Genomic DNA, 12595 nt, shown 5'->3' on the forward strand with positions numbered 1-12595 from the left:
CTAATGGCTGTACTCTTTCCTCTTCACCGTTCACTGCTGCTCGCGACGCTGCTGGGTGGCGCGGCCATGGCCCCTGCGATCGCCCACGACGTCCAAATTGCCGATGATGTGGGTGCCACCCTGCACATCGAGCCCAACGATATCGCCCGGGCTGGAGAAGCGACCGATCTGTGGTTTGCCCTGACCCAAGCCGGCGGCCAGGTCATTCCGTTAGCCGCCTGTGACTGTACCCTCACCCTTTACGACAGCCAAGCGACCGCCGTCGAGACACCCACGCTGACGGCCATGTCCGCCGAGGGGTTCCAAAATATTCCCGGTGCGACGGTCACCTTTCCCCAGGTGGGAGCCTATGAACTGCGGCTGGCGGGCAGTCCTCAACAGGCCGGAGCATTCACCCCCTTTGAGCTGAGTTTTGAGGTGACTGTGGCCAGCCTTGCCCCCGGTGCGGCCGCCGCGCCGTCGGCCCATGACGAGACCCCGGCCACGGCTCCTGATGTGGCTATCAGTGATGAACCGCCGCCCTCGGAGACCGCGATCGCCGCCTCAGAATCAGAAGTTTCTCAAACTGCGGAAACTCCGATGCCTCCTGTATCGTCTACGCGTTGGATAGCCCCGGCCATTGGGGTCGGCCTTGTTATTGTTGTAGGCTTAGCTATCGCCATAATCAGTGGCGGACGATCGCCCAGAGGTGAGGAATGAAATTGACGGGAAAAGTATTATTAACGGGCCTCGCGGGCGGTGTCGCTGCACTATTGGGCCAGGCGTCAGGGGCGATCGCTGCGGAAAAAATTGTGCTGACTTACGGCCCGATTTCGATGCAAGTGCCCATCACTGAGTTGGAAGACTTGGCGGCCACGGGCGAGCCTTCTGGACAATTAGAGCAACTACTGAAACTGGCTAACCAGGAACCGGCATCAGTGCAAACCACCTTAACGGATCCCGTGCCGGTTAATCTCACGGTGCTTGATTTTGCGCTGAACTCGCTGCCAGGGGAATGGGCGCTGGATCAGGTGGGGGAAATTATTCACCCCGCGTCCGGGGCGGGCAGTCGCCAGGCCTTGCGTTCTGCCATCATTGCTTCCGCCGCTGACGATAACGAAATTACGCTGCTAGAAGTCATGCAGGCTTATCCCACGCCAGAGTTGATGGTGCGGGGCGATCGCCTGCTCGAAACCTACAACCAGCTTTACGACATTTTGGAGCCGTTAGAAGCCCTAGCCGACATCTTCGAAACCGACATCCTGCGCTAGTACTGCTCGGCGTAACTGCGCATACCTTTAACCCCTCACCCTAAATCCCCCTCCCGAGGGGCGAGGGACTTTCGACCCGGCTCCCTTTCTCCCAGAGGGCGAAGGCTGCTGCGTACACACATCTCGATGGCTCCCTCAAAATGCGGCATTGGCCCCCCTTTATTCCCCCAATTCTGGGGGGAGACCCGAATTCAAAGTCCCCCAAACTTGGGGGATTTAGGGGGCTGAATCGCTGGCAAGTCATGACGGATAACTTGTGTATACGTAGTAGCTGGAAGAGGGGAATGGGGGATAAGGGTGAATTGGTGTCCGTTGAGTACTAGCTTTCAGGTCGCTTCTGAACGGAATCTCGGGGCAGCAGCACGTCAGCCACTTCGGGAAATTGCTGGCGCATACAGTCGTCGCAAACACCGTGGGTAAAGTTCACATCGCCGTGGGCTGCCATAAATCGCTCGACTGTGAGCCAAAAGCCCTCATCATTGCGAATGCCTTTGCAATAAGAGCAAATGGGAATCAGCCCCTCCATAAGCTTGAGCTTTTGTAGGGAATCGGCCAGTTGTGCTGAGGTGCGCTTGAGTTCTAACTGCATGACGACCTGGCGGGCCAAAGCTTCGAGCGTTTTGAGCTGCTGGGGCGAGAGCTGACGCGGCTGATGATCAATCACACACAGAGTGCCGATCGCGACGCCAGATGGGGTCACTAATGGCACGCCCGCGTAAAATCGAATGTTGGGAGCACAAGTCACCAATTGATTGTCGACAAACCGCTCGTCCAATAAGGCATCGGGAATCACCAAGGTCTCGGGTTGGGCGATCGCATGGGCACAAAACGATACGTCCCGACTCGTTTCGCTAACGGCTAACCCGACTTTCGACTTAAACCACTGGCGATGTTCTTCTACCAGGCTGATCAGGGCGATCGGCACATCACAAATAAATGCAGCCAGCGCTGTGATGTCATCGTAGGCCTGTTCCGCCGGGGTATCTAAAATTTGGTACTGCCGGAGAGCTTCGAGTCGTTTCGCTTCCTGCGTGAGAACTGGTGGCTTCATCGTCACGACTCCACGTTTAAAATCATTGTCTCATTCTAGAAATCCCACCTGGTATCCCTGACCGGTGAACGTAAAAGTTGACAGTGCTTAATGTGCAGCCGTCATTCTCGTCACAATAACCTGGTTGAATAAATCTATCCCCCTACCCTCGATAGGAGATGAGATCTATGCAATTCCGGCGATCGCTCCTCTGGGCCATCCCCTTTAGCGTGTTAACCAGTTTTGGTGCGGCGGCTCTGGCCACCACCCTTGAACTCGACGTTTTGCCCACCCTCGACGCCCCCTTGGATAGCTGTCCCCCTCAACTGATTGCCCACGAAACCCGGCGTCCTTACGTGGAAGGCAGTTATGCCTGGGATGGCATGATCAAACTGCGGGATATCGCGACCGCCGTCCGCGTCGCTACGACTGACCCCTTCAGCATCACCTGGGTCGCCACCCTCAAGCCAGAGTTTCGCAACTGCGAAGGCTCGGCCATCATCAACCGCATTGATGACGAACCTTACGCCGGTCACGCCTACTTGCAAGTGCAGCTGGCCGACGGTGAAGTGACCGCGACCCTTGACATGACCGGCATCCCCGATGCCAACGGCTACACCTCAACGCTGCTGTTTGGGGGACTCCGGGAAGGCAACCCCCGCTGGACGTGGGGGGGCTCCGATTAGTGTGAGCTCCGTGATCGGCGATCGCCCGCTTAGATTAACCCAGGCCTCACCACCTCACCATCGTTTCTGGAGGTTGAGCTAAAACGACCCGATATTTCTGGGACAGTGTCGTAAGTTGAATCAGCCTCCCGCGTGGAAGCATGTCGTTAAATGGCAGATTTCCCCTGACCTGATAGTGATCAACGTTCACTGTGAGGCGATCGCACATTGGCTACAAAGTGTTTCCGCATCACCAGCAACGATGGGTAAAAGTCCTTTGCTAAGTTGACTCCGAAAAATTTGTGCGACCCCGATATTCCGTCTTACCGAAAGAAAGCGTCTCTATACTCACGCGCGATTGCGTCCGCTTAGATGCCGACGTTTATCGTCCTGACGCGGCGGGCAAATTCCCGGTATTGCTGATGCGGCAGCCCTATGGCCGCGCGATCGCCTCGACGGTCGTCTATGCGCACCCTAGTTGGTACGCCGCCCACGGGTTCATCGTCGTCATCCAAGATGTGCGGGGGCGCGGCACCTCCGAAGGTGAGTTTCAGCTCTTTGCCCACGAGGTCAACGACGGGTTTGACACGGTGGAATGGGCGGCTCATTTGCCGGGCAGCAATGGTCGGGTGGGCATGTATGGCTTTTCCTACCAGGGCATGACCCAGTTATTCGCGGCCCAGGCCCACCCCAAAGCGTTGAGAGCGATCGCCCCCGCCATGGTGGGCTATCACCCCGGTGAAGATTGGGCCTACGAAAATGGCGCTTTGCTGCTCCAAGCGGGGGTGGGGTGGGCCATCCAACTCGCGGCGGAAACGGCTCGCCGCCAGGGCGATCAAGTCGCGTTTCAGGCGCTGTACCAAGCGTCGCGACAGTTGCCTGTGCATGACGCGAACCCCGCTTGCCCCGAGGTGCTCCAGCGCTATGCCCCCGACTCATTTTTTCACGACTGGCGACAGCACCCGCCGGATGCGCCCTACTGGCAAAGCATCACGCCTCAACTCCAGGCCGTTGACCTGCCGATGTTACACATTGGCGGCTGGTTTGATCCGTATCTGCGGGGCGACGTGCGACTGTATCAGGAAATGGCGGCCCGCAGTCAGTTTCCCCAACCGCTGTGGATTGGGCCTTGGGGCCATTTGCCCTGGAGCCAACAGGTCGGGGGACGCAATTTTGGTACTGCGGCCAATAGCCCTATCGATCGCCTCCAAATCCAGTGGTTTGCCCACTGGCTCCGGGACGAACCGGCGCAACTACTCAACCAACCCCCGGTTAATTTTTTTGAGATGGGTCACAATCGCTGGCGAGCTTTTGACCACTGGCCCGAGGGCGATCTCCAGTGCTGGCACTTCTCCAGTAGCGGGCTCGCCGCCATGCACAGTGGCGATGGCAAACTCCTCCAGGTAACAGTGCCTTTAGTCGATGCGTCCCCCGCCTCGGCCACGGCGACGCCCAGCATCGACACTTGGGTCCACGATCCGTGGCGACCAGTGCCCTCCCAAGGGGGCCATGCGGCGTTACCGGCAGGGTCGTTTAATCGCGCCGCGATCGATGGTCGCAGCGATGTGCTCACTTACACCTCTGATCCATTGCCCCAAACCTTGGCCGTAGCGGGGCATGGGGAAATCAGCCTATATTGCCAGTGCGATCGCCCCAGCTTTGACCTCAGCCTCACCCTGTCAGAAGTGCGACCCGATGGCACTGTGTATAACTTGACCCAGGGATATGGTCGTTTCACTGGTCCCCCCAACGTTTGGCAAACTCACCGGGTGAAATTACAGCCCACCTGTTTTAGCTGTGCTCCCGGGCAGGCGTTACGGGTCAGTATCAGCGCCGCGAGTTTTCCGGCCTATACCGTCAACCTCGGCGGGGCGATCGCCCATCCCGACTCATCCCTTATCGACGCCCAAATCATTACCCTCAGCGTCAACTGTAATCACCCCCAGTCCTACCTTTTGTTGACCAGTGGCTGAGCCCTAAATGGAGCAATCCAGTGTCTTTAAATCGAGCGATGCTGGACAGCTTTCGGAATGGTGATTTTGAACGTTGTGCCCTCATCAGGGCTCGACTCGCAAATCAGTTCTCCCCGATGTTTTTCAGTAATAATCTGATAGCTAATGGGCATGCCCATACCGGTACCTTTGCCAACAATTTTTGTCGTGAAGAAAGGGTCGAAGACTTTCTGCTGAGTCTGGGCTGACATCCCAACGCCGTTGTCCGTGATGGTAATCAGAATGCTGTCCGAACCGGTCAAGCTGGTTTCGATAGAAATTTGTCCTTGGTAGTTTGTATCGCTGGCTGAATTCGACTCATACTTTTCTTCGATGGCATCAATCGCATTTGCCAGAATATTCATGAAGACTTGATTGAGCTGACCGGCATAACATTCGATTAAGGGCAGCTCGCCATACAACTTAGCGACTTTAATGGCCGATCGATGACCGTTTTCCTTAAGACGGTTAGTGAGGATTACTAAGGTACTATCAATTCCCTCGTGAATATTGACATCTTTGACTTCCGACTCATCTAGTCGAGAAAAAGTCCGCAGCGACATGACAATCTGGCGAATGCGATCGGCCCCGACATCGATTGATCCTAATAGCTTGGGCAAATCCTGTTCCATGAAATCCAGATCGATGGCGTTAATCTCATCGGTGATTTTGGCAGGCGGTTCAGGATAATGCTCACGATAGAGTTCTAAAAGGCTAAACAGATCGTGAACGTAATCTTTGGCGGGCTGAATATTGCCATAGATAAAGTTGACCGGATTATTGATTTCGTGGGCGACCCCTGCAACCAATTGTCCTAAACCCGACATCTTCTCAGTTTGCACGAGCTGTAGCTGGGTCGTTTTAAGTTCGTGAATTGCCGACTGTAGATTTTGTTCTGCCTGTTTGCGATCGTTGATTTCGAGATCGAGCTCGTGATTGCGTTTTTCTAAGGTTTGATGAGTCCTGATATAGTCCAAAATTAAGCCCGTTAAAGGGACTAAATAGGCCATGATTTTGAGAAAGTGAGCAATGTTGAAGTGGTTATCAAATAAGGCGGTCGAACCAAATGCCATGTGGGCTTGAGTGGCAATGTTGGGGATGGTGCTGATCACCAAGGCATGGGAGAAAAGATTGGGATTCTGACGATAAAACTGGGGATAAATCCAGATGCCGGCAATCACGAATAAAACTAGCGGCAGCACATCCCAAGGTCTGGTAATCAAGGCATCGGGAAACATCGTCGTCGGCAAACTGGCACTAGTGGCACAAATGTGGATAATGCCGTAAGCCAAGAGCCCAAAAGTTGCGCTGACCACCGTGACAAAGATCGTGTTGCCTTGCCATTTCCGATGGGTTGAGCCTACGAAAAACAGACTCACACCGATGATAGTTAAGGCCGCATTCGAGAGGCGACAAAGCGCCCAGGTGAAGGCAATCAAGTTCTGGTTGCTGGCCACTGCGTCGATCAGGCGGTCAGCAGCCAGGGTGTGAAACGCATCCATCAATCCCGCGCAGAGTAGGGCCACCCCAATCACGGGGGTGGTCACATCATGCTTGATGTTGAAGTGGGCAAAGGCCAAGATGACCGTGAAAATAGCGGCGCAGAAAGCACTCCACTCCAGAATGGTGTGGGTATAGCTGCCCTCCATGGCCCGGTGTAGGGCGTCAGTGGCGGCCTCTGGGGCAAGTTGCGCTGTTGTGGCTAAATCGAGGGCCACTGTGGCTGAGCTGAAATCTACCCCCAGCTGGTTAAGGGAGAACGGCAGAATGCAGACCAGAACAATGGCGATGATCAGCCATCGCGGTAGTTCGGAAGTGCTTGCTGACCGGGCTTGGGCGATCGCCCCGAATGGAGTCATGTTCCCAAACGGCAGTGTGATCCCTGGTTGGATGTTGAGCCATCGATGGGGAATGCCATGCTGGACTCGGTCTTCATTGCTCATGGCTTGGCGACTTCAGACAATAACTACCCTAGATTTCCCGATCATGGTGGCGATCCACCGGAAATCGTCAGGTAGCAAAAGTTGCGAACACCGGCAATTTCAATCAGGTGAAATCAGGGGCTGGCGATGGGTGACATAACCATGCTGACAGCGCTAGTCGTTGAGGTCGCAGCATGGCTCCCAGCCTTGGCCCCGACGGGTGGCGGCTGACCCACCCTCGTTCGCTTCAGCTCACCGCCGTTTGAGGTATGCCAAGGCGTGGTGGGCATGATTCGGTCCGTCCACGGTCTTGGGGCCAGCAGCAATTACCGAACTGACTGTAGAGAGGGGAAGCCTAACCTCTACTATTGAACAGGCAACGATATTTCTTTCCCGTTACTTCGGCAATATGGCAGATTCTCCTGGGTCAATTCCTGCTTGTGCTTGGCAACATCCCATTGGTCAAGACTGGGAACATCATTACCTCGTGCGCTATGCCAGCAATTTAGATGATGGCCCTTGGCATGGTGCGCCCCTGGGGGGTTTTGGAGCGGGGTGTATTGGGCGATCGCCCCGAGGTGACTTTAACCTCTGGCATTTGGATGGCGGGGAACATATCTTTCAAACTTTCCCCGGTTGTCAGTTCAGCGTGTTTGAGCAGAGCGGCGATCGCACCCAAGCCTACGCCCTGTGTACTGAAGCGCCGTCAGACAGCTCGCTCAGCACCTGGCAGTGGTATCCCAAAACCATCGGTCAGCGGTCTTCTCAACCCGCCGCCACCGCTAATGCCGACCCTGACCAAGCCCACACTGGCACTTACCATGCCCTTTACCCCCGCAGTTGGTTTGTTTATCAAAACGTTTTTAATGCTGAGCTGACCTGCGAACAGCTATCGCCCATTTGGGCTCACAATTATCAGGAAACCAGCTATCCCGTCGCGGTCTTTTTGTGGACGGCGCACAATCCAACCGACCAGCCAATCACCCTCAGCATCATGCTGAGCTGGCAAAATATGGTGGGCTGGTTCACCAATACGGAAAAGTCGCCAGAGGTGCTGCAACGCGATGACGGCAGCCCCTACTACGATTACGTGCCCGCGCTGGGGCAAAGTGCTGGCAACCACAACCTGTTTGTGCAGACGGGCGATGCGGTCGGCTGCGTCATGAATGGCACCTGGTCGCAACTGGGGCGATCGCCCCAGGAGGGGGACGGCAGTTGGGCGATCGCGACTCCCGTACAGACCGACACCGAACTCTTTTTCCACATCCGCTGGAATCCGATTGGCGACGGCAGTGACCTCTGGCAAAGCTTTGCAACTGACGGTTCGTTGTCGAATGACATGGCGGATCAGCCCGCTGCAGCAGACGAACAGATCGGCTGTGCGATCGCTCTGAGATTTACCCTGCAACCGGGGGAAACGCGACAGATTCCCCTCACGTTAGCGTGGGACTTACCGGTCACCGAATATGCCGCCGGGGTATCAGAATTTCGCCGCTACACCGACTTTTTTGGGCGCGAAGGCTGCCATGGATGGGCGATCGCCCGCACTGCGCTGAAGGAATTTCGTCATTGGCAGCAACAGATTATTGACTGGCAGCAGCCGATTTTAGACCGTTCGGATTTTTCCGATTGGTTCAAAATGGCGCTCTTTAATGAACTGTATGACCTGACCAGCGGCGGCACGCTGTGGACGGCGGCCACGGAAAAAGATCCGGTCGGCCAATTCGCAGTGCTCGAATGTGTAGACTACCGCTGGTACGAGAGTCTCGATGTGCGACTCTATGGCGGCTTTGCCACCTTATTGCTCTGGCCCGAGTTAGAAAAAGCCGTGATTCGTGCGTTTGCCCGAGCGATTCCCACTGCGGATGAGCGAACGCGCATTATTGGCTACTACTACACTGTCGGCGAGGCGAATCACTACGCCCCGCGCAAGCTCAAGGGGGCCACTCCTCATGATTTGGGAGCCCCCAACGAGCACCCCTTTGTGCAAACCAATTACACCAGCTATCAAGACTGCAATCAGTGGAAGGATTTATCCAGCGACTTCGTGATTCAGGTTTACCGGGCTTACAAGCTCACGGGTGAACAGGACACGCAATTTTTGGCCGACTGCTGGCCGGCGGTGACGGAAACGCTGAAGTATCTCAAACGCTTTGACACCGACGGCGATGGCCTGCCCGAAAACGGCGGTGCCCCTGACCAAACCTTTGATGACTGGCAGCTTAAGGGCGTGAGTGCTTACTGCGGCGGTCTCTGGATGGCGGCATTGGAAAGCGCGATCGCGATCGCCACAACCCTCACGGAAGCAGGCATGGCTCCCGGTAATACGCCGATTTTGGCGACCCAGTATCAGCGCTGGCTCGAACAAAGTCGTAATCACTTTCATCAAAAGCTGTGGAATGGTCAGTACTACCGGCTGGATACAGGTAGCGGCTCTGATGTCGTTATGGCCGATCAACTCTGTGGTCAATTTTGTGCGCGCCTACTGGGTTTACCCGATTTGGTGGAAGCAGAATATGTGCGATCGGCCCTCGATGCAATCTACGACGCTTGTTTCGTAAAGTTCAACGCCTATGCAGCTCAGGCCGCCATCCCCCAAACGCAGAAGTTTGCCGGAGCACAGGCAGGCACCTTTCGATCAGCCCAGCCAGAGCAGGCGATCGGGGCTGCTAACGGAGTCTTGCCCTCCGGTGTGCCAGAAGATCCGGATGGCACCCACCAACTCGAAGTCTGGACGGGGATCAACTTTGGTCTGGCGACTTTCTTTGCTCAAATGAATCAGCCAGAGCGAGCCTTTGCCATCACCGAAGCGGTCGTTCGGCAAATTTACGCCCACGGACTCCAGTTCCGCACCCCTGAAGCCATCACTGCTTTTGGGACGTTTCGCGCTTGCCACTACCTACGTCCCCTCGCCATTTGGGGACTCTACGGCATGTTAGTGGAATGGTATCTCCCCCATGATCGACCAGCTGATGCGATGCCTGAGGGCTAATGGCCGAGTCGAGATACCCGCGATCGCCACACCTTTCTATCCAGCGCACTTAGAGATGGCCCAAAAAAGACAATAGCCATGGCCTACACTTTCGAGACCATAGCTATGAATTTACAATCAGCTTAGATTTTGTCCTTAGTTCAGTGCTTCTGCACCACCCACGATTTCCAGGATTTCCTGAGTAATAGCAGCCTGACGCGCTTTGTTGTAATCCAAAGTCAGGGACTTCACCAAATCACTAGCATTGTCACTAGCATTATTCATGGCGGTCATGCGAGCCGCTAGCTCACTAGCCGCAGCTTCCTGCAACGCTCGCAAAATCTGATTGCTAAAGTACAGCGGCAGCAACGCATCCAGAATTTGCACCGGATCTTGCTCAAACAGCATATCCTTCGGAAAAGTGCGATCGCCGACAGCCACCTTCTCACGGGCGACGTCAATGCGACCACTGCGAGTAATCAGTCGGAAGATTTCGTCGTCGTCTGCTTCTAAACCCTGGGGATCAAGGGGCAGTAGCGTTTGAACGACCGGCCGAGAACTGACCAGAGAAACGAACTTCGTATACACCAGTTCAACTCGATCAACAGTGCCCGACAAAAATAGGGACAAAAGCTGATCCGCAATTTGAGCTGCCTCGTCCGCAGTGGGAATTTGCTCTAACTCAGTGAACTTAGAGTCGATGGGCCGATCTCGACGACTAAAATACTGAACGGCTTTACGTCCCACCAAAATATAGGTGTACTCAATATTGCTGGCCGTCAGCTCTTTCGCCCGGTTTTCGGCACGCCGAATCACATTACCGTTGTAGCCCCCGCACAAGCCGCGATCGCCGGAAATCACCAGCAACGCGACCTTTTCCACCGGACGTTCCTGCAGCAAAGGCAAATCAACGTCTTCAAACTTGAGCCTTATTTGCAAACCATGCAAGACCTGCGCCAAGCGATCAGCAAACGGGCGAGTCGCAATCACCTGCTCCTGTGCCCGCCGCACTTTAGCAGTAGCGACCAGACGCATCGCTTCCGTAATCTTGCGAGTATTTTTAACTGACTTAATGCGATCTCGAATTGCTTTTAGGTTAGCCATTCCTCTACCTTCCCAACCAACGAAGCATCCGATGACCAACTAAGAAGTATAGCCACCAGATGCCAATCTACAACTCTAAGCAGTCGCCATAAAGGCTTGCTTAGTTTCCTCAATGGCCCCTTTGAGAATTTCTAACAGCTCATCGGTGAGCTTCTTCTCAGTCTTAACAATCTCGGCGTACCGAGGCTTACTAGTCTTGAGATAATCTCTCAGCTGCTTAGAAAACTCAGTGATCTTATCCACCGGAATATCGTCTAATAATCCGTTGATACCGGCATAGATGATCGCAATTTGCTCTTCTACAGGCAAAGGTGAATTCTGAGGCTGCTTCAGTAGCTCACGTAAGCGAACTCCTCGCGCCAATTGATCTTGAGTGGCTTTATCCAAATCTGATGCAAACTGAGAAAAGGCCTGCAGTTCGTCAAATTGAGCCAGTTCTAACTTCAACTTACCGGCGACTTTCTTCATTGCCTTGATCTGGGCAGCCCCGCCAACTCGGGACACAGAAATACCCGCATTAATCGCTGGACGCAGACCCGAGTTAAACAGATCAGATGACAGGAAGATTTGGCCATCAGTAATCGAAATAACGTTGGTCGGAATATACGCAGAGACGTCTCCAGCCTGAGTCTCGATAATCGGCAGAGCCGTCATGCTACCGCCGCCGAGTTCATCGCTGAGTTTAGCCGCCCGCTCTAACAAACGCGAGTGTAAGTAGAACACGTCGCCAGGGTAAGCTTCACGTCCCGGTGGACGACGTAGCAACAGCGACATCTGACGATAAGCCTGAGCTTGCTTAGACAGATCATCGTAGATGACCAGAGTATGCTTACCCTTATACATGAAGTATTCGGCTAAGGTTGCGCCTGTGTAGGGAGCTAAATACTGTAGCGGGGCAGGGTCACTGGCATTAGCCGCAACCACAATGGTGTAATCCATTGCTCCGCGCTCTTCCAAGGTATTCACAACCTGCGCAACTGAAGCTGCCTTTTGCCCAATGGCAACATACACACAGATAACATCTTCACCTTTCTGATTCAGAATGGTGTCAATCGCTACTGCGGTTTTGCCAGTCTGGCGATCGCCAATAATAAGCTCGCGCTGTCCTCGCCCGATAGGAATCATGGCGTCGATAGCAGTAATTCCCGTTTGCATCGGCTCACATACCGACTTACGAGCAATGATGCCGGGTGCCATAGACTCGGTTAATCGAGTCTCACCAGTCTCGATGTCACCTTTCCCATCGATCGGACGAGCCAAAGCGTCAACGACTCGACCCACTAGAGCATCACCTACAGGAATTGAATTGATTTTTCCAGTCGCTGTTACCGGACTGCCCTCCTGAATGCCATAGCCAGCCCCCATCAGCACAGCACCAACGTTGTCTTCCTCTAGATTTAAGGCAATACCAACGGTACCATCTTGGAACTCTAGCAACTCACCGGCCATAGCTTTTTCAAGGCCATATATCCGAGCGATACCGTCACCCACCTGCAGCACGGTGCCGACATTGGAAACTTGAACAGATTGATCATACTGTTCAATTTGCTGCTTAATAATGTTACTGATTTCGTCAGGTCTGATAGCTACCATTGGAATTGCTCTACTGAACTGAATGAACGATAAAAAACGAAAACAATCTTACAAACTCAAGCTGAATAT

General features: G+C 54.3%; 9 protein-coding genes. 5 read left to right on the forward strand and 4 right to left on the reverse strand.

Annotated elements, in window-relative coordinates; all coding sequences use genetic code 11:
* Window positions 1-3: 3 nt before the first annotated feature.
* Window positions 4-699, forward strand: a complete 696-nt coding sequence (locus tag JUK32_RS25315; RefSeq protein WP_204141652.1) for a hypothetical protein — start codon at window positions 4-6, stop codon at window positions 697-699.
* Window positions 696-1250: an alpha/beta hydrolase gene (locus JUK32_RS25320; RefSeq protein WP_204141653.1), complete on the forward strand. Its 555-nt coding sequence runs from the start codon at window positions 696-698 to the stop codon at window positions 1248-1250. The genes JUK32_RS25315 and JUK32_RS25320 overlap by 4 nt, the downstream gene beginning before the upstream one ends.
* A gap of 319 nt (window positions 1251-1569) precedes the next feature.
* Here the strand turns inward: JUK32_RS25320 and JUK32_RS25325 are convergent, their stop codons facing one another.
* Window positions 1570-2301 carry a GAF domain-containing protein gene (locus tag JUK32_RS25325; protein ID WP_204141654.1) on the reverse strand — a complete coding sequence of 244 codons (732 nt, stop codon included), beginning with the start codon at window positions 2299-2301 and terminating at the stop codon, window positions 1570-1572.
* A gap of 158 nt (window positions 2302-2459) precedes the next feature.
* Between JUK32_RS25325 and JUK32_RS25330 the strand changes: the two genes are divergently transcribed.
* Window positions 2460-2966 (forward strand): hypothetical protein, encoded by a 507-nt coding sequence (locus JUK32_RS25330; RefSeq protein ID WP_239113069.1) that lies wholly within the window; start codon window positions 2460-2462, stop codon window positions 2964-2966.
* Between the two features lie 281 nt (window positions 2967-3247).
* On the forward strand, window positions 3248-4918 hold the full coding sequence (locus tag JUK32_RS25335; RefSeq protein WP_204141655.1) for a CocE/NonD family hydrolase: 1671 nt from the start codon (window positions 3248-3250) through the stop codon (window positions 4916-4918).
* Window positions 4919-4944: 26 nt separating this feature from the next.
* Here the strand turns inward: JUK32_RS25335 and JUK32_RS25340 are convergent, their stop codons facing one another.
* Window positions 4945-6879 (reverse strand): ATP-binding protein, encoded by a 1935-nt coding sequence (locus JUK32_RS25340; protein WP_204141656.1) that lies wholly within the window; start codon window positions 6877-6879, stop codon window positions 4945-4947.
* Between the two features lie 388 nt (window positions 6880-7267).
* On the opposite strand from JUK32_RS25340, the gene JUK32_RS25345 reads away from it, so the two are divergent.
* Window positions 7268-9850 carry a GH116 family glycosyl hydrolase gene (locus tag JUK32_RS25345; RefSeq protein ID WP_204141657.1) on the forward strand — a complete coding sequence of 861 codons (2583 nt, stop codon included), beginning with the start codon at window positions 7268-7270 and terminating at the stop codon, window positions 9848-9850.
* A 135-nt stretch (window positions 9851-9985) separates the two neighbouring features.
* Here JUK32_RS25345 and JUK32_RS25350 read toward each other — a convergent pair whose 3' ends face one another.
* A complete protein-coding gene (locus JUK32_RS25350) occupies window positions 9986-10933 on the reverse strand; it encodes a F0F1 ATP synthase subunit gamma (protein ID WP_204141658.1) in 948 nt (315 codons plus the stop codon).
* Window positions 10934-11008: 75 nt separating this feature from the next.
* Window positions 11009-12526: a F0F1 ATP synthase subunit alpha gene (gene atpA, locus JUK32_RS25355; RefSeq protein WP_204141659.1), complete on the reverse strand. Its 1518-nt coding sequence runs from the start codon at window positions 12524-12526 to the stop codon at window positions 11009-11011.
* Between the last annotated feature and the right edge of the window lie 69 nt (window positions 12527-12595).

The organism is Halomicronema sp. CCY15110 (genome assembly GCF_016888165.1).
Lineage (GTDB): Bacteria > Cyanobacteriota > Cyanobacteriia > Phormidesmidales > Phormidesmidaceae > Halomicronema.

Coding starts and splice junctions, on each gene's coding strand:
- JUK32_RS25315 (WP_204141652.1), top strand. CDS start 4: ATGGCTGTACTCTTTCCTCTTCACCGTTCACTGCTGCTCGCGACGCTG.
- JUK32_RS25320 (WP_204141653.1), top strand. CDS start 696: ATGAAATTGACGGGAAAAGTATTATTAACGGGCCTCGCGGGCGGTGTC.
- JUK32_RS25325 (WP_204141654.1), bottom strand. CDS start 2,301: ATGAAGCCACCAGTTCTCACGCAGGAAGCGAAACGACTCGAAGCTCTC.
- JUK32_RS25330 (WP_239113069.1), top strand. CDS start 2,460: ATGAGATCTATGCAATTCCGGCGATCGCTCCTCTGGGCCATCCCCTTT.
- JUK32_RS25340 (WP_204141656.1), bottom strand. CDS start 6,879: ATGAGCAATGAAGACCGAGTCCAGCATGGCATTCCCCATCGATGGCTC.
- JUK32_RS25345 (WP_204141657.1), top strand. CDS start 7,268: ATGGCAGATTCTCCTGGGTCAATTCCTGCTTGTGCTTGGCAACATCCC.
- JUK32_RS25350 (WP_204141658.1), bottom strand. CDS start 10,933: ATGGCTAACCTAAAAGCAATTCGAGATCGCATTAAGTCAGTTAAAAAT.
- atpA (WP_204141659.1), bottom strand. CDS start 12,526: ATGGTAGCTATCAGACCTGACGAAATCAGTAACATTATTAAGCAGCAA.